At 40.5% G+C, this 21,552-nt stretch carries 17 protein-coding genes and 1 tRNA gene; 7 read left to right on the top strand and 11 right to left on the bottom strand.

What is annotated here, in order from left to right; translation table 11 throughout:
* Nucleotides 1-265 precede the first annotated feature (265 nt).
* A complete protein-coding gene (locus tag MMP72_RS04380; RefSeq protein ID WP_241314909.1) occupies nt 266-1,246 on the top strand; it encodes an SUMF1/EgtB/PvdO family nonheme iron enzyme in 981 nt (326 codons plus the stop codon).
* A 229-nt stretch (nt 1,247-1,475) separates the two neighbouring features.
* A complete protein-coding gene (locus MMP72_RS04375; protein ID WP_241314908.1) occupies nt 1,476-2,453 on the top strand; it encodes an SUMF1/EgtB/PvdO family nonheme iron enzyme in 978 nt (325 codons plus the stop codon).
* Nucleotides 2,454-2,479: 26 nt separating this feature from the next.
* On the opposite strand, the gene MMP72_RS04370 is transcribed toward MMP72_RS04375, so the two are convergent.
* From MMP72_RS04370 to MMP72_RS04350, 5 genes are all read right to left on the bottom strand, one after another.
* Nucleotides 2,480-5,422, bottom strand: coding sequence for a hypothetical protein (locus tag MMP72_RS04370; protein WP_241314905.1), 2,943 nt, complete (start codon nt 5,420-5,422; stop codon nt 2,480-2,482).
* 15 nt (nt 5,423-5,437) lie between these two features.
* Nucleotides 5,438-8,197, bottom strand: coding sequence for a type VI secretion system Vgr family protein (locus MMP72_RS04365; protein WP_241314903.1), 2,760 nt, complete (start codon nt 8,195-8,197; stop codon nt 5,438-5,440).
* A gap of 533 nt (nt 8,198-8,730) precedes the next feature.
* A complete protein-coding gene (locus MMP72_RS04360; protein WP_241314900.1) occupies nt 8,731-9,864 on the bottom strand; it encodes a hypothetical protein in 1,134 nt (377 codons plus the stop codon).
* Nucleotides 9,865-9,996: 132 nt separating this feature from the next.
* Complete coding sequence (locus MMP72_RS04355; RefSeq protein WP_241314898.1) at nt 9,997-10,779, bottom strand: SDR family oxidoreductase; 783 nt, start codon at nt 10,777-10,779, stop codon at nt 9,997-9,999.
* Nucleotides 10,779-11,102, bottom strand: a complete 324-nt coding sequence (locus MMP72_RS04350; protein ID WP_241314897.1) for a nuclear transport factor 2 family protein — start codon at nt 11,100-11,102, stop codon at nt 10,779-10,781. The genes MMP72_RS04355 and MMP72_RS04350 overlap by 1 nt, the downstream gene beginning before the upstream one ends.
* Before the next feature lie 107 nt (nt 11,103-11,209).
* Here MMP72_RS04350 and MMP72_RS04345 point away from each other — a divergent pair, with 107 nt between their 5' ends.
* Entirely contained in the window at nt 11,210-12,115 is a 906-nt protein-coding gene (locus MMP72_RS04345) for a LysR family transcriptional regulator (RefSeq protein ID WP_241314896.1), read from the top strand.
* A 61-nt stretch (nt 12,116-12,176) separates the two neighbouring features.
* Nucleotides 12,177-12,252: transfer RNA gene (locus tag MMP72_RS04340), tRNA-Thr, on the top strand.
* Nucleotides 12,253-12,284: 32 nt separating this feature from the next.
* Here the strand turns inward: MMP72_RS04340 and MMP72_RS04335 are convergent.
* The 3 genes from MMP72_RS04335 to MMP72_RS04325 all read right to left on the bottom strand — a co-directional run bounded on the left by MMP72_RS04335 (nt 12,285) and on the right by MMP72_RS04325 (nt 15,743).
* Nucleotides 12,285-13,145, bottom strand: a complete 861-nt coding sequence (locus MMP72_RS04335) for a class I SAM-dependent methyltransferase (RefSeq protein WP_241314894.1) — start codon at nt 13,143-13,145, stop codon at nt 12,285-12,287.
* 1 nt (nt 13,146) lies between these two features.
* Nucleotides 13,147-14,445: an FAD-dependent oxidoreductase gene (locus tag MMP72_RS04330; RefSeq protein ID WP_241314892.1), complete on the bottom strand. Its 1,299-nt coding sequence runs from the start codon at nt 14,443-14,445 to the stop codon at nt 13,147-13,149.
* Nucleotides 14,446-14,876: 431 nt separating this feature from the next.
* Nucleotides 14,877-15,743 (bottom strand): pirin family protein, encoded by an 867-nt coding sequence (locus MMP72_RS04325; protein ID WP_241314890.1) that lies wholly within the window; start codon nt 15,741-15,743, stop codon nt 14,877-14,879.
* Between the two features lie 287 nt (nt 15,744-16,030).
* Between MMP72_RS04325 and ycaC the strand changes: the two genes are divergently transcribed.
* Nucleotides 16,031-16,657, top strand: coding sequence for an isochorismate family cysteine hydrolase YcaC (gene ycaC / locus MMP72_RS04320; RefSeq protein ID WP_241314888.1), 627 nt, complete (start codon nt 16,031-16,033; stop codon nt 16,655-16,657).
* A gap of 75 nt (nt 16,658-16,732) precedes the next feature.
* On the top strand, nt 16,733-17,656 hold the full coding sequence (locus tag MMP72_RS04315) for a LysR substrate-binding domain-containing protein (RefSeq protein ID WP_241314886.1): 924 nt from the start codon (nt 16,733-16,735) through the stop codon (nt 17,654-17,656).
* A gap of 7 nt (nt 17,657-17,663) precedes the next feature.
* On the opposite strand, the gene MMP72_RS04310 is transcribed toward MMP72_RS04315, so the two are convergent.
* The gene (locus tag MMP72_RS04310) at nt 17,664-18,584 is read right to left on the bottom strand and encodes a LysR substrate-binding domain-containing protein (RefSeq protein ID WP_241314884.1); all 921 of its coding nucleotides are present in this window, start codon (nt 18,582-18,584) and stop codon (nt 17,664-17,666) included.
* Between the two features lie 136 nt (nt 18,585-18,720).
* Here MMP72_RS04310 and MMP72_RS04305 point away from each other — a divergent pair, with 136 nt between their 5' ends.
* The gene (locus MMP72_RS04305) at nt 18,721-19,398 is read left to right on the top strand and encodes a hydrolase (protein ID WP_241314882.1); all 678 of its coding nucleotides are present in this window, start codon (nt 18,721-18,723) and stop codon (nt 19,396-19,398) included.
* Nucleotides 19,399-19,469: 71 nt separating this feature from the next.
* On the opposite strand, the gene ssb is transcribed toward MMP72_RS04305, so the two are convergent.
* Together ssb and MMP72_RS04295 are read right to left on the bottom strand one after the other, a co-directional pair.
* Complete coding sequence (gene ssb / locus MMP72_RS04300) at nt 19,470-20,036, bottom strand: single-stranded DNA-binding protein (RefSeq protein WP_241314880.1); 567 nt, start codon at nt 20,034-20,036, stop codon at nt 19,470-19,472.
* Between the two features lie 51 nt (nt 20,037-20,087).
* Nucleotides 20,088-21,452, bottom strand: a complete 1,365-nt coding sequence (locus MMP72_RS04295; RefSeq protein WP_241314878.1) for an MFS transporter — start codon at nt 21,450-21,452, stop codon at nt 20,088-20,090.
* Nucleotides 21,453-21,552: the final 100 nt, after the last annotated feature.

The raw sequence follows: 21,552 nt of genomic DNA, 5'->3' as shown, positions 1-21,552 counted from the left end.
CATAGAGTTCTAAAGGCTTAAATCCAAAGGGTTTAAGCTTTTTTTATTGCCTTATGTTTTCCAATTGACCCTATTGAATCCTGAGATAGTTGGGGGTATAACTGGGGGTATAATAAATTATCCCTTAGTTTCTAAGGGAAACGTTGCAATGCTTTAGCGATTGATTCAGAAGCACCTACATTAGATGACGCATCATTCCTTTCCAATATCCACAAACTGCCTTAAAATTTGGATAATATCTACAACCTAATGATTTTTAAAAAAGATGATTAAACAAAACCTTGCAATCATTTTACTGTCTAGTATTGCCTTAACTGCCTGTGCTAAACCTTCAGAGAAAAATAACAAAAATACGCAGCCTTCTCCTGAATTACAGCAAAAAATTCAACAACTGGTCGAAAAAACCAAAAAGAATATGATCTTTGTCGAAGGTGGTTCTTTTATGATGGGAGATTTTGGTCCAATCACCCGTAAGGATAAATTACCGATCACAGGACTCTATGCAGCGATGCCAGTACATAAAGTCACACTCGATAGTTTTAGCCTAAATGCCTATAAAACCACCTTTGATGACTTTGATCTTTATACTGAAGCAACAGGACAACCCAAAGTCGGGATGCAAGAAATCTCTAAAATTAAGCGTGTTCCTAATGCACCGGCTGGGATCAGTTGGCAACAATCTCATGATTATTGTCAATGGTTAGGTGAACAAGTGGGGATTCCGATGAACCTTCCGACCGAAGCACAATGGGAATATGCAGCACGGAATCGTGGTGAATACATTATTTACCCAACTGATAATGGAGAGTACGAACTAGGACGTAATGTTTGGAGTGATGAGCAAAGACGTGAATTTAGTAAATCTGTTCCAGAGGCTGATGGAATGAAAATCCCAGTTCTAGGTAAATTCCCTCCAACACCATTAGGATTCTATGATCTGGCAACTGATGGCTATGAATGGATGTCTGACTGGTTTGATCCAAACTATTATAAAAACTCACCTGAACATAACCCACAGGGCCCTGCAACAAGCACATTAAAATCTATTCGCAGTACCTTCCAAGTTGGTGCTGCCCAAAGTCTGCAAATCGGTGGAAGTGTCACCACAATCTACCGAGGTGGTAAAGAACCTAATCCACAATTTGATAAAGACGATCAAGAGAATCATCAATATATCAATATAAATGGCTCAACTTCAGCACGTTGTGCATCCAACCACCAACAACCATTTATCAATAAAAAATGAATCCCCCTCACTAAAACGTGGATAGCCATTAGGCAATCCATGTTTTAGCATCAATTTCGGTATATTGTGTTATATCAAGCTCTTCGATTGGCTGTGGCGCTTGTGCTATAAGTATCTTAGGTTTTTTTAAATATTAGCTGGGACGCTCATCTTATAATAAATCGTTAACACAACGTTTCTTTTCAATCCCCCTAAACTCCCTTAAAATTTGAGCAATATTTGCAACCTAATGATTTTAAAAAAGATGATTAAACAAAACCTTGCAATCATTTTACTGTCCAGTATTGCCTTAACTGCCTGTGCTAAACCTTCAGAGAAAAATAATAAAAATACGCAGCCTTCCCCAGAATTACAGCAAAAGATTCAACAGTTAGTAGATAAAACTAAAAAGAATATGATCTTTGTCGAAGGCGGTTCTTTTATGATGGGAGACTTTGGCCCAATCACCCGTAAGGATAAATTACCCATCACAGGGCTCTATGCAGCGATGCCAGTACATAAAGTCACACTCGACAATTTTAGCCTAAATGCCTATAAAACCACCTTTGATGACTTTGATCTTTATACTGAAGCGACTGGACAACCTAAAATCAGCACTCAGGAAGTCTCCAGGTTTTTCCGCCAACCTAACGCACCTGCTGGTGTCAGTTGGCAACAAGCCCATAATTATTGTCAATGGTTAGGTGAAAAAGTGGGAATCCCGATGAACCTCCCGACCGAAGCGCAATGGGAATATGCAGCACGCAATCGTGGAGAGTACATTATTTATCCAACTGATAATGGTGAATATGAACTAGGACGCAATGTTTGGAGCGATGAACAACGAAGTGAAGTTAAAAAATCTGTTGGCATAGATATGCCAATTCCTATTTTAGGAAAGTTTCCTCCAACTCCACTGGGTTTTTATGATCTAGCGACTGATGGGTATGAATGGATGTCCGATTGGTTTGATCCAAACTATTATAAAAACTCACCTGAACAGAATCCACAAGGTCCTGCAACAGGAACACTAAAATCAATCCGCAGTACATATCAAGTTGGTGCTGCCCAAAGTTTACAAATTGGTGGGAGTGTCACCACAATTTATCGAGGTGGTGAGAATCCTGAACCACAAATAAATGATGCCGATATAAACTATCTTAATCCTAATGATGCAACAACTGTCCGCTGTGCTTCAAATTCTCAACAACCATTTTTACCCAAATAAATAACCCAGCTTGACATGGATAGCACTTATGCTATCCATGTTTTAGTGTCTGTTTCGGTATATCTTGATATATCAAGCTCTTCGATTGGCTGTGGCGCTTGTGCTATAAATATCTCAGGCTTTTCTAAATGCTGCGCTAATTGTATTTGTTTAAACTCCTGCGTACCAAAGTTAGCAATCTTATAATCTTTTGGATAAGCCAAGATTCGCTGTCCACGTATTTTCAGATATTCATCAATATATTTATTGCCTGAGCTATAATTTTCAGGGAAGTTATGATCTTGGTTAATTCGTTCTTTGATTTTCTTTAGATCAGCAAGTGGTAATATCCCCTGTATACGACGACCTAAATTTAAAAAATCCAGTAATTCACTTTCATTTTCAGAAATACTCTTTGCCGATCGCTCACCATCAGGGCTCATATGTTGCAAGGTATTGGTCCAGTGATTCACTACCGTGACACTTTTAAATAAATTTAATACCGCCTCTTTATGTTCAGGAAAATCATATTCTTTATCAGTTCCAATAATTCTCCAACCTTCAGATTCAGTTGGATCATGCCAACGGGTCAAGAGACCATGTCGGGTAATATGATAGAGGAAGCAACCACGACTCTCTGGGCTTAAATATTTAAGCCATTGTCCCTTTTCGTTGATTTTCCGACACATGGCAATACGTTGTTCTGCTATTTTTAATTTTTGTGTAAAAACTACAAACTTTCTATTGATTGCCGAAATACTTTGAACAAATGAACTATCCTCCTCAAAAGGCAACATCATGCTGATTTTATGCAATAAAATAAAGTCAGCATGTAACATGTACACCAGTTTTTTAAAGGTCACATAGGTGAGTTGGTACGCAACAAAGCGCATCAACTGATAAATATTTTTAAAATCAACAACAAACTCTAAAGCCCCTTTTCCTCCGACGCCATAACAGGCGGCAATACTGGCTTTAAAGCGGAATGCACCTCGATCATAATACAGTTGAAAATCAGCACTTCCTCCAATACCAGCACTTAAACCCAGTGTTGGTGATATTTTTGCAAGATCACTAAAATCTTTTGAGTTTTCGGGATCAAGCCATTGGAGTCCTCCAAACGGACTAATACTTGCCTGCATCCCTGCAAAGGCATTGATTCCCGCATTAAATTGGTTATCAGGCGACACTTTGTCATCCATCTGCCCTTTTTTGATGGCCAGTACACTACGACCTGCTGAGTTCAATCGTGTCGAGAGTGTTTCTTTAGGGTCTTTAGCGATACTGGTCAACATCTGTTTGCTGCCATCATTACTGACAGTCACAGCAAAAGCAGATGATGCAGCAAATATCGCCCCAGAAAAACCGTAAATTTCAGCACCACAAATAAAACGGATTGCCCCCATCGGAACGCCATCCGCCTCCATAATCCAACCTTTCAAACTTGGATATGCCCATAACCACTTTTTCTTGCCTTCAAGCAAGACCATTTTCGCCTGAGCGTACGCCGAGCCTTTCGCCTGAAATCCCTGAGTACCCCACTTTACCGTACCGTCATAACCTGTGCCTGCAATCAACCGTAACCATTGTGCTTGTACATCCACTGTAGAAGATTCACTGGTTTGATAGCTTTCCACTAATTCTGTGGCAGTGATGCCAAAGATATTCGGATCAGGAACATAAGTGACCGATGACCCACCTTTAACTTTTACCAGTTCAACATTGATATCTTTAATGGTTTTGACTAGATTTTCCTTAAATTTTTTACCATCAATTGTCATCAATGTCCCATCTTTATGATCTGTTTTTGCTGTATCAGATGCATTTTTCCATGGCACTTGGTAGTTCAATTTATATTCAAACTTGTTTAAACGGTTGTTTTTATTTTTGACATGCTGACTATCACTGGTATATTTTCGAACAGCATTTAACTTTTGTTTACCATCCGCTGTGGTAAACATCTCGAACGCAACCACCTCACGAATATCCGCCTGATTTTTAAATCGTTGATTCAATGCTTTAATTGCATCATCTTGAGCAAGTCCAAGATTCTTTTCAGCTTCTCGAATCTGTGCAGGCGTTTTAGCTTCCAATGCCATTAACGTATTTACTTTCTCACGTCGCTCATGCACATTTTTCATTGCACTGGTTAAGCTTCCAGAAATTTCTAAGAAATCTTTAAAATCCTGTGGACTCAGTACATAAATTTCATTGGTTTTAGGGTCAACGATGATTGGAATATTCTTTTTACCAGCTAATAAAGTCGTGTTTTTTACATTCGGCACTGTGATTGCTGGAGCAGTTTTGACATCTAGTGTTCTTAAAATATCCTGATGTGCAAAAAATGGAGAGACTTGTTCCGTAGAAACTTTAACACTTCCTAAATCACCTCCATAGAATCTCAACTTCACCGCATGTTCAACAAAATGCTGTTGCGTTAACCCGGCTCTGGTTGTCCTTAACCCTTTGAGTTCCTTATTATCAATCGTGATAATCTTGCCACTTTCATCTAATACATCGTAATTTAAACGTGTCTTAAATGCTCTTTTTAAATGGTCTCTAAGTTCTACAATAATATATGACTTTAATCTCAAAGGGATTGTTTGTGGCTCTGGTTTGATCATCAAAGGCGGTTGTGTTGTATTTGATGTCTTATTATTGAATACATCACTCATTTTTAATGATTTATTCTGAACCTGACTAATTTGGTCCAACACTCTATTATTTAACAAAATTGCTGAGGCATTTTTACCGTGCAAGTCTGGGATAATATACCCCCCTTTGCCTTGGTTCAATCTAGGATTAAAGATTTCAACTTTTACAGAAGCTAAGCCGACAACCTCAAATACATCGGTTTCTCCAGTACCTGTCGTTTTTCCTTTCGCTAAAATCTTACCATTCGCCAATATGGCATATCCAACATTCGCCAGTGGTCTATTACCCGTAGTACCAAGCATTAATTTAAATTTGTATTGTGCCTTATTTGTCATTTTATTCTCTCAAAATTAGCTTAACTGACTGATTTGATAACCCTTGTGATCATCATCTTCAATCAACACATTGACTTTCTGAGGACCTGCTGTTTCAACTTTTTCAGTTTCACCTTTGGCATTGGTTTTACCGTGCTTAATCGTTCCATCAGCTAAATACATGACATAGTTTTTATTCTTCAAAGGCTGACCTGCACTATCTGTCACCTGATATGTTAAATAACAAGGAGAACTATTAAATTTCCGCTCTGCGACTTCAACAGTAGCTCCCCCGTTAAACAAATGCTGTCCTGCTTTGACCTCGAACTTGCCACCTGTGGTTGGGAATATGCCAGAACTATTGAGCTTGAGCTGCGAGCTATCTGCCGTAATCACGATTTCTTTTGGACTGGTGATATAGATCGCATCCTCTGTAGAGATAATCTGAATATTGGCCTTTGCCAATATCTCTAAACCATCCGACTGTGCCTGTATCTCAAACTTACCTTTTGCCGCGACTTGTTTAATCCCACCTTGTGCTGCAAATAGACTGATCTTTTGACTGGCTTGAGCAATTAGGTTCTTCTGTGTGGTCAGGTTGATGCTATCCCCTGCAAATTGATTCAGTTGTCCATCTGCTGATAAATGAATGTCTTCTGCGGTGCTCAGTCCAATACCATTTGGTGAGCTAAGTAATAAGATGGCTTCATTAAATTTAGCGATCTTATCTTGAATTTTTTCGGCGAATGCCTGTAATTGTTCTAAGGCTTCCAGCTCATCCGTCTGTTGATTCTTAGCCACTTCACTCAGAGCTTTGGCATTACCGTGGTTGCCTTCCAGTTGTTGTTTGGCAGTTTGCGCTTCGAGATGATCACCCTCAGCTTGTGCTTGAGCATGGGTCGTGATCAGTAAGCCTTCTCCTGCTCGGACTGCTCCCCATTGATCCGTCCGTAGTTCAAAGCCTTCTCCTCGGTCTTCACTTTCTGCTTCTGCTTTGGGATGGCTGAGTTTGCCAAGATTGAGTTGGCTCGCTGCATGGCTGCTTTGTAGTTGTGCGCTGATCTGTCCAGTGGTGTCGTCAAAGCGTAGTTGGTTATAACCTGTGCCTTGATATTCTTTACTTTTAATACCTGCTAGTTTTTTGGTGTCAGGCAATTGTCCTGCATTGTCGAATTTAGTTGGGCTGCGTTGTGCTTCGTGCAATCGTCCTGTGACATAAGGGCGGTCAATGTTGCCGTCAAAGAAGTCAATCACTACGATTTCACCGATTCTCGGTAGAAAGCGTGCGCCATAGCCTTCGCCTGCCCAAGGGGTCAGTACATCCACCCATGCTGAATCGGTGTCGTTGTCATTACTGCCTGCACCACCATCGTGGCTATGGTCATCGTTTCGGGTAAACAGGAATCGAACTTTGATTCTGCCCCATTCATCGACATGGATTTCTTCACCTGCTGGCCCGACCACTTTGGCGCGTTGTGGCTGGGCTGCTGGGCGGTGTTGTAGTGGTTGGTATTCAGGTACAGTTTTGATGTTACGACGTTGCAGGGTCAGTTGGTTGGCTTGGCGTTCTTCGCTATTGTTAGAATACTGCCATTGGCTTTGTTCAACTAATTGACTGATTTGCTCATTTAAATCTTTGGGTAGGTTGTTTTGGTTGTAGTAGCTTTTAGCGATGATCAAAAATTCTTGGTCTGATCCTTTGTGTTGGTCAATTTCAGAGTGTTCAGTCAGCTTAAACCAATAGCCGACTTGCGTGTCTCGTACAGTGGTGTTGGCAATAAAGTGTTTGGCTTGGGCATCATGGTAGTGACTGAGGTTTTGAGTGAGTTTTTCAATTTGGCGGTTGCCAGATGCGGTTGCGCCATCTTCGCCATTCAAATCTTGCATCCATGCTGGGGTGAAGTGCCATGCATCTTCGAGTCCTAGACTGGCATTGTCATGTTGTTGACTATGCTGATGTTTGCTTTGTACGCTGCCAGCACCATCTTCTTGTTCTAAAACATCTGCTTGCCAACGTTGGATATGCACGGCTGTCGGTTGTAGACTGCGTTCCGCAATCAGACTGGTCATGCTGTCGTATTGTTCGATGGCACTGCTGCGGTGGTAGCGAATTGTTCTTCGATTGAGGGCTTGGTATTGGTTATTATCGTCAATCAAACGCAGTTTTTGGGCTTGGATTGGAGCATTACTGTTTGCAACGGTGAGTTGGGCTTCGTCAATCAGCCAATTGATCCCTTCACTTCTCAACAATCGGGTAATAAAGTCGTAGTCACTTTCATTGGCTTGCATCACAAATGGACGGATATCGTAATCTTGAGTCACGCTGCTTAAATCAAGGCTGAGACTGGATGCAAACAGTGGACTACGTTGTTGCCATTCTTTAAAAATTGTTTGAACAATATCCAGCACGGTTTTATTCATAAACACGCGGCTGTTTCTACGTTTGTGCCACAGTGCAGTCGGGTCTTGGAGTTTGAGCTTATATAGGGTCAATGAGCCGTCACTTTGCCCTTGTACAACTTCGGTAATAATCCCTGTGGTTCTAAATAGTGTGCCTATGTCAGTGACTTGATCAATTGCAACCTGACTACCTATGAATTGTTTTAAGGGGATCGTCGCGTTCGTTGATAAGCATATAAGCTCGGCAGTAACGCCATCATTGAGGCAATGTGTACCATCAATACGTTGCAGAAATACCTGATTGGCTAAAGCAGGATTTGAAAATTGAATATGAATTGCACGTTTTTGTGCAGTTAAACCAAGTTGTTCTAATGCCGAATATATAGTCTTGAACATTGCTTCTTATTGAGTTTTCTTAAACTTAAACGCATTTTACAGAAAAAAAGACGCTTGTGCCCAGACGGTTTCGTCTATTTGTGACGATTTGTGTCACCATCAAGTAGTATCCATTACCGTATAAAGTTTTGCTTGAACTGAAAAGAAAATATTTAAGTCTTACGATGGAATAAATAGAAGATCGTAAAGCCATTATAGAAGTGACTTAAACTTTCATTGCCAAATCCGCAATCAAGTATTTATTCACTTGCTCAACATGGCGCTATTTGATGTCAATATGACCTATGATCAAAATACAGCTAGAAAACGTAAAAGCCTTATTGTGCACCCCTGATGGACAAGCTCCCCAACTGGATATTAATGGGATGTCTTTACCTTTTATAGCAACATCCAAATTAACCAAAGCGACGATCTCTCAGATTGAATACTTAAGAGGTGAATGTTAATCCATTTAAGAGCTTAAAAAGCCATATCCGAAAATGTGGCTTTATTGGAATATTGGTTTGAATTGTTGACTATTTTAATACGTCAGATTAATCATCCATCAGTTTTAGAGACCAATCTTTACTTGCCAAAACTTCACCATTGATCTGAATTTCAATTCTCTGCATCCCTGAATAGTATTGCCGTGTCGTGATTTTCTTGATCGGATGTGCTTTTGCAATTGCAACGATCCCATGTGCTGGAAGCTCAAAGAAACGAAGTTTAAATACTTTGGGAGCCGTCTTTTGATTTAATTTCATAAAATGCATGATGTAATCAATCACAATTTTTTGTGGTTGGTCGCTTGTTGATTGAACCTGAACTGCAAACTCAAGATTTTCACCGAGTTTAATCTGTTCCTGTTTGATTGCAAAATGTTCAATTTTTATAGAGGCACCATACTTCACGCCAATCAGTGCTAAAGCGTCAGGGTTGCCATTTTTAATCAATGTTCGAAGCGCTTGTCTAATGATCCAGTCGATCTTTTTCTGATTCTCACCTTGAGCTTGTCTTTGCCAACGCTTTAATACGGTAATGACATATTCAGGATGGTCTTTAGCAATATCGTTCAGATGATTGGCAACACTTTTCCTCACAAAAAGTTCAGGGTCAAACTTTAAGGTCTCTAAAATATCATGGGTCGCTGAGGGATTCTGAATAAACACCTGAAGACGCTCGCCCCAAGGAATACGTGGACGTGTTCCTTCAGAAGCCCATCGACGAATATCCACATTTTCATCTTGGGTACATTGCAGCAAGAAATCCATGGTTTTTTCAGGGTACTTCTTAATGAATGGTCGAACAGCCCATTCGGATGTAAAACGCATCGTGACGAGTTTTAAAGCTTCTAATGAAATATCTGGATGATGGAGACCATAGGTTTGGATAAACTCGGCAATCGGCCATACAGAAAAGCCTCTCAATTCTTCATCGTGAAGTACGGCTACCAGAATCTCAAGAGCTTGGGGATACGCTTGAGGTAACTCTTTCGCCAAAGCATCTCGAATGAGCTTTACCCTAGATTTCATTTCCATCGCTGTAAGAGCAGATTCAATTTTTAGAAATTCTTGAGAACGAAAGGATGGAAAGTGCCGAGAGATTGATTCTGCAATGAACTGTAACAGAGCTCCATCAAATGCATGTTTGTGGGCATTATTGTTTTCATGCTCTATAAGATTCGCCATTTTAAATCCAATCTTAGTTATATGTTCTATTCTTACTTTCTCAGTCAATTTTTTAAATATTGAGCAATCTAGTTTAATTCTAAATTGCTCCAATAAAGAGAAAATATAGTATGGAATGATTCAATATTACTATTAAATTGTAGGAATCGTCCCACCATCAATCACATATTCTGTGCCTGTAATCGTAGCAGCACGAGAGGATGCCAAAAAAGCAATGAGATTGGCGATTTCATCAGGTTTGGATGGTCGACCAATCGGAATACCTCCGAGTGAATCCATAATCATCTTTTTACCACCTTCGTAATCTGTACCCGCTTGTAGAGCCAATCGTTCTGCGAGCGCAACTGCTGCCTTGGTTTCAATCCATCCAGGCGAGACTTGCACGACACGAACACCTTTTGGGGATATTTCTTTTGACAGACTTTTGCTATAGGTTGCCAGTGCCGCTTTTGCAGCAGCATAAGCTGTCGTGGCTTCTGGTAACGGGAGTGAGCGTTGTATTGACGTGACGTGGATGACAACCCCTTGACCTTGCTGAATCATATCTGGGATTAATTGACGATCCAGACGTATCGCAGGCATCAGATTGAGGTGCAGCTCGGTATACCAGTCTTCATCGGTCAATGCTGTAAATCCACCTGCTGGTGCAGATGAACCACCAAGCATGTGTACAATGATGTCAACACCACCTAATAATTCTTGTACTGCGTGGGCAACGGTGTCACAACCTTCTCGAGTCGTCAGATCAGCCGCAACAAACAATATATCATTTGGCAAATGATCGGGTTGGGTACGGGCAGTGGTCAGTACGGTTGCACCGAGTTCATGGAATAATTGAACTGTGGCAGCGCCAGCACCCTTTGTACCTGATGTGATGAGGGCACGTTTTCCTTTTAAAGTCAGGAAATTTTCCATTAGTAAATCCTCAATTTAACGACTTTGCCATTCTCAAGTGTGAACTGAAATTTAAGTGTCACAGGGCTATTCGGAAAATTTCCGCTTACTTGTGTTAAAACCGTGCTGATATGATCTGTATTAGACACCTCAAGAGGTTTAAGAAAATGTTGGTATTTTTCTTTTACTGCGAACCACCATGTACGAATTTCCACGATGCCGTTGTGCTGAATATTTTCATCTTCAACAGTGGCAACATCAGAAAAAATCTGGTTTAAAGCCTCTATATCGTGCGCTTGATCTGCATCAAAATATGCACTAACCACTTCGGGTATATCTTTCATAAGTCGCTCTTTTTGAATAGTCCAAATTGATAATTTAAAGTTTATAATTTGACGATTGTTTGGACAATCCGTATAAAATGGGATGTTTAGTTGAATAAATCAGGATAATGGAAAGAGCAAATTTAAATGATCTAAAAGCTGTGATGGCAATCGCCAGACGAGGAACTTTTCGTGGCGCTGCGATTGAACTTGGGATGTCTACAACGGCTTTAAGTCATGCAATCGGCAAACTAGAGGGAAATCTGGGTGTGCGTCTGTTTAATCGGACAACACGTAGTGTCTCATTGACAGAGGCAGGGCGATTATTTGTGGAACAAGTAGGTCCCGCTCTTCAGGATATTCATAGTGCTTTGGATATTGTACGTTCGCAGAGAGAATCACCCTCTGGTACATTAAGAATCAATGCGGCTGCGTTTGCGGCGAGAGAAATTATATCCCCTTTGATTATTGAGTTCCTTAGACGTTATCCAGAAATGAATATTGATTTGGTGACTGAGGGTAAACTGGTTGACATTATCGCTGCGGGTTTTGATTTAGGCATTCGTGTTGCCCATCTTGTGCCAAGTGACATGATTGCGGTTTCTCTTGGCAAAGCTCAACGCTATGTTGTTGTAGGTTCACCTAAGTATTTCGAGCGTTATGGGAAGCCAAAAATACCGACAGATCTTTTCAAGCATCAATGTATTCGAGTACGTCTCCCCGATGGGGCATTATTTCGCTGGAAGTTTGAAAAAGAGGGGGAAATCGTGCAGATTGATGTGCAAGGACCGATTACCCTTGATGAAGCAAGCTTAGTCAGAGTCGCTGTATTAGAGCATGTTGGTCTAGGCTATTTTATGGAACAGGATGTTGGTGCAGAGATTGAGTCAGGTCAACTAATTTCTGTATTGGACGATTGGATGCCTTGTGTTTCTGGTCTTTGTTTATATTATTCTGGACGACGTAATCAATCTGCTGGCTTGAAAGCCTTTCTCGCCTTAGCTCGTGAAATGGCAACAGACATTCGGGACTAATTCATTTGATCATTTTTTCGCTTGTTTTTTTCGATAGAATCTGTAAAATTCACGCCACGTTGCCGGCATAGCTCAGTTGGTAGAGCAACTGACTTGTAATCAGTAGGTCCACAGTTCGAATCCGTGTGCCGGCACCATCAAATTCAAAAAAGGCTTAAACTCATCGGGTTTAAGTCTTTTTTATGGTCTCATGTTTAACAGCGCTGATCTGAATATAACGCACCAAACCATCGTGATAGAGTTTGCGACATAATTTCGCTGTCATCCCTATTTTAAATTGAGCAAGATCAAAGGACTTCTTCTCTATGCCACCAGTTTCGATATATTGGGCAAAACCATTGAATACAGGCGCTGAAAAGTCCTGAATGACAATATCGCCAAAACCATGTTGTGTTAAGGTTTTTACCAGTCGCTGCTCATCCATCAAATGCTGCCACTTCACATCAGCACTTTTTAATAGATAGCGATATTGTTGTTTTTGTAGATAGCTACAATTTTGCCAAGCATCTGACCACATCAAATAATGAAATGCCAAACGACCTTTTGAATTCAAAACTGAAGCCGTTGAATTGAGAAATGAATTCAAATCACTGTGATAAGCAGCATCAATACAAATCACAGCATCAAATGAATTTAAAAAATGAAGTTGTTTTAAATTCAAAAAAGATTGGCAATAGGCATCAACCTGCGGCAAGTTTTTTTGAATTCGTTGGATACAATCTGCCTGTAATTCGACTGTACTCAATTGCTCAATCTGATATTGATTCAACCAGTGCAATAAACTTGCACCCTGACCACAGCCCAGATCCAAGACACGATCTGATTGTTTGAGTTGAACGGAACTTGCCACTTGATCGGCTAAACTCTGGCAAGCAAGCCGATAGTGATGTTGCTGTGAATCATGCTGCTGTGCTTGCCAATATCCCAAATTACTCCAAGCAAGCAATGAATCATCACCAAGGCGTTCTGCATCAATTGCATACTTATGCCCTAGAACTTTTTCAATCAGCACTTGCTTGAAACTGGTCATGTTAATAACCGAGTTCAGGTGCTACCGTCACTTTCGGTTTAAGTCCAACAAAAGGAACTGGTGCACCGATAATCTCAGCAATTTTCATTGCCGAAGTGACCGCTGATTCTAAGATTGGCAAACCGTCACATGACCATGAACCACAATAGAAGACTTTACGATTGATGTCTAAATGACGCTGTTGAATCTGTTTATTCAGTGCCACTGTTTCCGAATCAACCACAGCACGCGTGAGTTTTACCTTCGAAATAATTTTCTTCGGATCAATATCAATCACAGGACACCATGTTTGGAACACTGCATTTTTACCAACCAACGTTGGTTCAATCGCATTAATCCAGACCGTAAATTGCTGACGAGTAAACTTACGATCCATCATATAACTTAATACAGCCCAATCTTTACGACGCTGTGGCATCACAATTGGATCCGTGTGAATCACTAAATCACCTTGTTCAAATCTGAACTTCTGTAGCAAGGCAATGTCATCCGAAAATTGTGGTTGTTGCAAGAAATTTTCAATGACTGGAGTCGGTGTTGCAATCACCACACGATCAAAAAGCTGTCTTTCGCCTTGCTCATTTTCCACCAAAATTTGTTCGCCCTGCTGTTCTACTTTTTGTACAGGTGAACCACTATGAATTTCAATCCCTTCGATTAAGCGACTGACCAAAGCAGGTGTACCGCCCTTCATCCGCAACAAAGCTTCGCCTTCAGTGAGTTGGCGAATAAACTCTAACAACGGTTTAGCTGGCCATTCACCAATGGTTTTAGGGTGACAGGTGCAAATCGTATACAGGACAGGCATCACCGTACCATGCCAAAATACTTCCTCAATATGATATTGATTCATAAACTCAGCTAAGGTGATGTCTTGATTTTCTGATTTAAAAAATTGATTTACTGCAGTTTTGAGTTGCAACAGGCCTTTAACCAGTCGCCAACCATATTGCTGAATACCTTTACGGTTATTAATAATCGGGAAGTTACCAATACGGCTACGCGATGTGGTCAACCATGTCTCAGTTTTGTCTTCAAATAACCAACTGCATGCCATAAAGGTACGTACTGGGAATGTTTCAATCCCCAAGTAGCTCGCTAAACTCAGCGTATTTTTCCAAAGCTTTGGGTTCATCACACGTAAAGGTGCATCAATGATGCCCCCATCGAAATCAATACTATGACTATCCATGCCTCGACCAGCAAGTGCTTCGAATATCGTTACTTTATGTCCTGCATCATGTAGGATTCTGGCTGCAGCAAGCCCTGCCATTCCACTGCCTATAATTGCAATATCCAAAATTATGTCCCATCAGTTGATGATTTTTATTGATTATGACTGATCCTTAACCTAAACACGGTATTAAAAAATACCAGATTCAGCATTAAAGTCAGAGTTTTGTCGAAATGTCGTTAATATCTATTGTTACACTTTATCACAATTTAAATTACAGCACTAAATACATGAAATTATTAAACTTATTACATAAAAATAGCCAAAACAATACAGATCAGTCTTTATTTATTCATTTTTAGTGCTTGAGAGGCTTTGCAAAGTACAAAAATCGCGCTATTCTGTTATTACAACAACGAGAACTGAGTCACATAATAAGCTGAATAATTATAAGTGACCTAATATTAAAAAAATCAATAGAGAACCCTTATAGCGAAAGCCCACAACTTGAAAGAAGTTGTGGGCTTTCTTATATATACAGCTGATTAATATATGAATTAATGCACTATCCCGCCAAATTTACCATGATTGAAATCATTGATCGCTTCCATGATTTCTGCCTTGTTATTCATGACAAATGGGCCATAGCCTTCAATTGGTTCATTCAGTGGCTGACCTGTCAAAATCAGGAATTTGCTGTTCTGCTGAGCCTTAACATTGAAATCAATTTCCTCTCGGCTTAAAACAACCAGACTTGGCGCTTCAATCGTTTGAGTTTCATTGAGTGTTACTTGTCCTGAAAGCAAGATAAATAAGGTGCTATGTCCTTCAGTCACATAAAAAGTATGTGATTGATCTTCAACAATACTTCCATCCCATACATTGACTGGGCTAAAAGTCGTTGCCGCACCCGCTGTATCCTGATATTGACCAGCAATGACGCGCAATTCACTTCCCGCATCATCCAGCGCAATATGCTGAATTTGATCCGATTCAATCGCTTGGTATTTGGCTGGCGTCATTTTTGAATGCGCTGGTAAATTCACCCAAAGTTGAACCATTTCAAATAAACCACCCTGCTGTGCGAACTCAGGTGAATGAAACTCTTGATGCAGGATTCCACCGCCTGCCGTCATCCATTGCACATCACCTGCTTTGATGGTACCGCCACCGCCACTGGAATCTTTATGTGTCACCTCACCTTGGTATGCGATGGTGACCGTTTCAAAACCGCGATGTGGATGGGAGCCCACACCATGCTGTGCTGTGGTTGGATCAAATCGATAAGGCGCAGCATAATCCAAAAGTAAAAATGGACTAATACTTTGCCCTAAACGATCATAGGAAAATAAGTTATAGACTGGAAAACCATCGCCTACCCAGTGCATCTGTTTGTTTTGATACACACCGAGAATTTTTTTCATTTGGTTTCTCCTGTAACGTAGAAGTTCTGTTATTAATATCGATTGTACGCTTCAGCGAGGAGGGCTTATAGCCATAGATTGACAACACATTATTCTATATATGAGACAATTCAATTAATAAAAACCACTTGAGTCGTTAGAATCAGTAATCATCCTATTTTTGATATTCTTAATCTCATTTCCTAGACTTCATTCACCTTACAAATTTAGCTAGCATCATTTTAAGCAATACGAAAAAGAGCACATCCAATCTCGTATTCATTTTACAAAAACATGAGGATACTACGATGAGTCAAGACTATATTCGCCTAGACAAAGACAATGCCGCTGTACTATTGGTTGACCACCAAACTGGCTTACTCTCATTGGTCCGCGATATTGATCCAGATAAATTTAAAAATAATGTATTGGCGCTGGCAGATGCTGCCAAGTATTTTAATTTACCTACGATTTTAACAACAAGCTTTGAAGATGGTCCAAATGGTCCATTGGTTCCGGAATTGAAAGAACTATTCCCAGATGCACCTTATATCGCGCGTCCTGGTCAAATTAATGCATGGGACAATGAAGACTTTGTAAAAGCCGTCAAAGCCACAGGTAAAAAGCAATTGATTATTGCGGGTGTGGTCACTGAAGTATGTGTTTCTTTCCCTGCTTTATCTGCGCTTGCTGAAGAGTTTGAAGTGTTTGTGATTACTGATGCATCAGGGACATTTAATGCCTTAACACGCGACGCTGCTTGGGATCGCATGTCTAGCGCTGGTGCCCAACTGATGACTTGGTTTGGCATGGCGTGTGAATTACACCGTGACTGGCGCAATGATATTGAGGGCTTAGGTGCATTGTTCTCAAATCATATCCCTGATTATCGTAACCTGATCAATAGTTACAATCAAAATACCTCACAAAAATAAAACATCCACTCATCAAGATTAGAATAGTTAATGCTATTCTAATCTTTCAACACATCTAGGGCTGCATTTGCTTTGATGAACTCATTTGATGACTTTCATTATTTCTATCTCGTGGTAAAACATGGTGGCTTCAGTGCAGCCAGTGAAGCAGAAAATATCAGTAAATCTAAACTGAGTCGCCGTATTATTGATCTAGAAAACAAGTTTAATGTCAGTCTCATTCAAAGAACAACACGACATTTTAAAGTCACCGAACTCGGACAAGAGTTTTATGAAGAGTGTTGCAAGGTGATTGCTCAAGTTGAATGTGCTGAAAATGTATTACTCAAACAAAAAAGTGAACCTCAAGGACTGGTCAAAATTAGCTGTCCGCCGTTAATGATGCATTTCCAAATTCGAAAATTGCTAAATCAGTTTTTAAAAACCTACCCCAAAGTTGAAATCTCCTTAGAACTGACCAGTCGCCGTGTGGATGTTTTGCATGATGATGTCGATATTGCGATCAGAACCAACTTTGAGCCCACCCAAGATTCTAGCCTGATCGTTCGTGATGTGATCCGTACTGAACATTGTTTGGTTGCAGCTCCCGAATTATTACAAGGGCAACACATCCAACATTATTCAGAATTACAACACTATCCTAGTGTCGCTTTAGGCATCCAAAAAAATCAATATATTTGGCATTTGTGCAACGTGAATCGTGATGAAACGATTGATGTGCCTTATTCACCTCGTGTGAAAAGTAATGATCTAGCGGGAGTATATTATGCGGTAAGCGACGGCTTAGGGATCGCAGATCTGCCTTATTTAACCGTGCAAGCCGATATTGAGAAAGGCAAATTGATTCATATCCTACCTGAATGGAAATCCAATCGAGGAACGGTTCAACTAGTGTATGCATCTCGAAAAGGGCAACGCTTGGTGGTGGAAAAGCTTATCGACACTTTAATCGAGGGGCTGCGTCAACTTGGAGAAACCAATAGTGGTTATTCTTTATAAATGAATTTCAATATAAAACTGAAGCATCATGTTTGAGTTCAGCAAATTTCTTCACCAAAAATTCAATCAGTAATCGCATTGATGGCAACAAACCTCGTCTAGAGGTATAGACCAAATGGATCAACTCAGGTTTAGGCTGCCAGTTGGGTAAAACATGAATCAGCCGTCCTTGTTTAATGTCTTCTGCCACCATCAACTCAGGTAATTTGGCAATACCTAAACCTTGTAAGGTTGCTTCTCTTAATGCCGTAAGATCAGTTGTGGTTAATCGTGGAGTACACTGTACACGAGCCTCTTGCTGCTCATTTGAATATAAGTACCAATAGTATTCTGGTGCAAAAGATTCCATCATTAAAATTGGGAATTTTGCCAATTGCTGTGGTTCTATGATCGAATAAAACTGATGGAGTAAATCAGGACTTGCCACAATGAACTGTCTTGCCAATGCCAAATCTCGAACAATCAAGTCACTATCAGCTAAAGGCAAAGGACGAATACGGATGGCTAAATCAAAGCGTTCATGAATCAAATCAACACGGCGATTTGTTGCTTCGACATGCAAATTAATTTTGGGATATGTCCGCAAAAACTCATTCAACATTTGACTGACATTGATATGCAATAAATTGGTTGGACACGATAATTTGATCAATCCTCGCGGTTCAGCAGTTAAGAATTCAATCGCCTCCTCTGCTGCCTCAGCCTCAATCAACATCGCTTTACAATGCTGATAATATATTTTTCCGACTTCAGTAATCGAAACTTGTCGAGTGGTTCGATTAATGAGTTTAACCTTGAGCCGATCTTCCAATTCAGCAATACGACGGCTCAATAATGATTTTGTTACCATTAATTCTTGGCTGGCCGCAGAGAAACCACCACAATCAATCACCTTTACAAAGAAATATAAGTCATTTAAATCCTTCATTTTATACACTCGACTGATGTGTTTAGAATCCAATTGTACCGCTGATATGACAATGAATCCTATTTCAGATGTTTTTAATCTATCGTCCTATCTATATTATCAATTATACCTTCTAAAATATGATGAGGACATAACAATGACAACGCCAGCAAATTTCAATGGTCAAGCACCTGTCATCGATGCCAATGATGCCGTCATGCTACTGATCGACCATCAAAGTGGTTTATTCCAAACTGTTGGTGATATGCCAATGCCTGAATTACGCCAACGTGCTGCTGCACTTGCGAAGATTGCAAGTTTAGCGAATATTCCTGTCATTACTACCGCTTCTGTTCCACAAGGACCGAATGGCCCATTAATTCCTGAAATTCATGCCAATGCACTACATGCTCAATATATCGCACGTAAAGGCGAAATTAATGCATGGCATAATGAAGATTTTGTTAAAGCGGTAAAAGATACTGGACGTAAAACCCTGATTATCGCAGGAACGATTACCAGCGTATGTATGGCTTTTCCTGCCATTAGTGCGGTCGCTGAAGGCTATAAAGTCTTTGTGGTGGTCGATGCATCAGGAACGTATAGCAAGATGGCACAAGAAATTACTTTAGCGCGTGTGGTTCAAGCGGGTGTGGTTCCGATGGACACTGCTGCGGTTGCTTCTGAAATCCAGCGTACATGGAATCGTGATGATGCGCTTGAATGGGCACAGGTTTACACGCAAATCTTCCCAGCCTATCAATTACTGATAGAAAGCTATAGTAAAGCTCAAGACGTTGTGACCAATCATGAAATTCTTGACTCAGCTCGATAAAATATCCAGCTAAAAATAAAAAAGGCATAAAACTCAGTTTTATGCCTTTTTAATATTTCTAAGCTTGAGGTCTAGAACGGTAAATCATCATCTAAATCAGCCGGTGCTGCCGCAGCAGGTTGTGGTGCAGCTTTTGGTGTATTAAAACCATTACCTGCTTGTGGATTGCCTGCATAGCTGCCTTGACCCTGACCACCTTGGTTATTGTTGTTATAACCTGTGTTTTGGTAACCGCTACCTTGATTATTATTGTTATTAAAGCGTGGTTGGTTAAAATCGCCACCGCTCTGTTCACTACTTTGTTGACGTGAATCCAGCATTTGCATTTGATCGCCACGAATTTCAGTGGTGTAACGCTCTTGACCATTTTGGTCTGTCCATTGACGGGTACGCAATGAACCTTCGATATACACTTTTGAGCCTTTACGCAAATATTGCTGAGCAATTTCACCTAAACGGTTATGCAATACAATACGATGCCACTCAGTCTGTTCTTTACGTTCGCCCGTACTTTTATCTGTCCACGATTCACTTGTTGCAATCGAAAACTGTGTCAACGATCCACCATTTGGAAAGGTTTTTGTTTCAGGATCTTTACCTAAAGTACCGACTAAAATTACTTTATTTACACCACGCATTTGCTGTCATCATCCTATGTATTTCTGTGTTTTACTTTATAAGAGTTATGCTTAAATGGCTAGCTCTTTCCCCAATAGCTGCGTTAAATCATGTCGCGCGGCAGCATCTAAGCACTGTTTATCGACTTTAATATAAGCAACTTGCTGATCAGGCATCACCACAACTTCTTCAATACCACGAATTGCCAATAGTTTTGAAGTCCACTCATCCATTTGTTTAATTTCAGGTAATGAGAGCACCACTGAAGATAAATAACGCGGCTGGGCGAGACTAAAACTAATCAACAGCCATAGTATAGCAATGACCGTGAGCACACTCCAACCCAGTGCAGTATTCTGTAACATGATCAATTGACCACCCAGAATACCACCACAAAATGCCCCTAAAAATTGGGCACTGGCATTCACCCCCATTGCGGTTGCTTTGGATTGTAGCGGTGCAGATTTAGACAGCCACGATGGCAGTAATGCTTCCATCACATTAAATGCAATAAAGAAAATCCCCAAACCCGCGAGCAGCACATATTTTGATTCATAACCAAAAATCAAAATAAAGAGTCCGAGAATAATTCCTGCAATTGCAGAGAGGAAAATACCGCGCATTTTGCGATATTTTTCGGCAATGATAATGCTTGGAAAAGCAAAAAACAGACTAATCAGCAAGAGTGGCAAATACACCCAACCATGTTGTGCCAATGGAATTTGAGCATATTCGATTAACTGTGACGGTACATACAGAAACATCGAAGTGAGAAGTAAATGTAAAGAAAAAACAGAAACATGCAGTCGATTCAGATCTGGCATTTGAATGACTTGTTTAAGCTGAAGCAAATAACCTTGTCTAAAATTTCGATGATGACGAGTTACTTTCGGTACCAGCGATAACATCACGATCGCAATCAAACCCATCAATGTCGTCACCCAGAACAGCCCTGAGATTCCCACGAGATGGGTCAACCAAGGACCTAAGCTAAAAGCCACCACAAAAGACAGGCCAATACTCATACCCATGATCGCCATTGCTTTGGTCCGTTGTTCTTCACGTGTCACATCAGCAAGCAATGCCATCACGACAGCAGAGACCGCACCTGCACCAGCAATCGCCCGACCAATAATCACCCCATAAATCGTTTCCGACATGGCAGCAATCGCACCACCCAGCGCAAATAACAAGAGTCCAAGGATGACCAAAGGCTTCCGATTAAAACGATCAGCCAACAAACTAAATGGAATTTGTAACAGTGCTTGGGTCAGTCCGTATACGCCGACGGCCAAACCAATCAGTGCTGGAGTGGCATACTGATAGGATTGTCCTGCAACCGCGAAAACAGGAATAATCATGAACAAGCCCAACATGCGTAAGGCAAAGATGCTACTTAAGGCAAAGGTTGAACGGCGTTCTAAAGCATTCATCATTTCAAGATACTAAAACTGGCTCAGCGGATTATAAGCCATCCGCTCACAAAGCGTTGAAAAAAACATGATCTAAAAATTAAAAAGGGACGTTTCCGTCCCT

Source organism: Acinetobacter sp. NIPH 2699, assembly GCF_022549355.1.
Classification (GTDB): domain Bacteria; phylum Pseudomonadota; class Gammaproteobacteria; order Pseudomonadales; family Moraxellaceae; genus Acinetobacter.
Note: the sequence above shows the minus strand (reverse complement) of the source record. Positions and strands in the feature narration are given on the sequence as shown.

Coding starts and splice junctions, on each gene's coding strand:
- MMP72_RS04335 (WP_241314894.1), bottom strand. CDS start 13,145: ATGACCAGTTTCAAGCAAGTGCTGATTGAAAAAGTTCTAGGGCATAAG.
- MMP72_RS04375 (WP_241314908.1), top strand. CDS start 1,476: ATGATTTTAAAAAAGATGATTAAACAAAACCTTGCAATCATTTTACTG.
- MMP72_RS04370 (WP_241314905.1), bottom strand. CDS start 5,422: ATGACAAATAAGGCACAATACAAATTTAAATTAATGCTTGGTACTACG.
- MMP72_RS04350 (WP_241314897.1), bottom strand. CDS start 11,102: ATGAAAGATATACCCGAAGTGGTTAGTGCATATTTTGATGCAGATCAA.
- ssb (WP_241314880.1), bottom strand. CDS start 20,036: ATGCGTGGTGTAAATAAAGTAATTTTAGTCGGTACTTTAGGTAAAGAT.
- MMP72_RS04295 (WP_241314878.1), bottom strand. CDS start 21,452: ATGATGAATGCTTTAGAACGCCGTTCAACCTTTGCCTTAAGTAGCATC.
- MMP72_RS04315 (WP_241314886.1), top strand. CDS start 16,733: ATGAACTCATTTGATGACTTTCATTATTTCTATCTCGTGGTAAAACAT.
- MMP72_RS04310 (WP_241314884.1), bottom strand. CDS start 18,584: ATGAAGGATTTAAATGACTTATATTTCTTTGTAAAGGTGATTGATTGT.
- ycaC (WP_241314888.1), top strand. CDS start 16,031: ATGAGTCAAGACTATATTCGCCTAGACAAAGACAATGCCGCTGTACTA.
- MMP72_RS04325 (WP_241314890.1), bottom strand. CDS start 15,743: ATGAAAAAAATTCTCGGTGTGTATCAAAACAAACAGATGCACTGGGTA.
- MMP72_RS04305 (WP_241314882.1), top strand. CDS start 18,721: ATGACAACGCCAGCAAATTTCAATGGTCAAGCACCTGTCATCGATGCC.
- MMP72_RS04360 (WP_241314900.1), bottom strand. CDS start 9,864: ATGGCGAATCTTATAGAGCATGAAAACAATAATGCCCACAAACATGCA.
- MMP72_RS04355 (WP_241314898.1), bottom strand. CDS start 10,779: ATGGAAAATTTCCTGACTTTAAAAGGAAAACGTGCCCTCATCACATCA.
- MMP72_RS04365 (WP_241314903.1), bottom strand. CDS start 8,197: ATGTTCAAGACTATATATTCGGCATTAGAACAACTTGGTTTAACTGCA.
- MMP72_RS04345 (WP_241314896.1), top strand. CDS start 11,210: ATGGAAAGAGCAAATTTAAATGATCTAAAAGCTGTGATGGCAATCGCC.
- MMP72_RS04380 (WP_241314909.1), top strand. CDS start 266: ATGATTAAACAAAACCTTGCAATCATTTTACTGTCTAGTATTGCCTTA.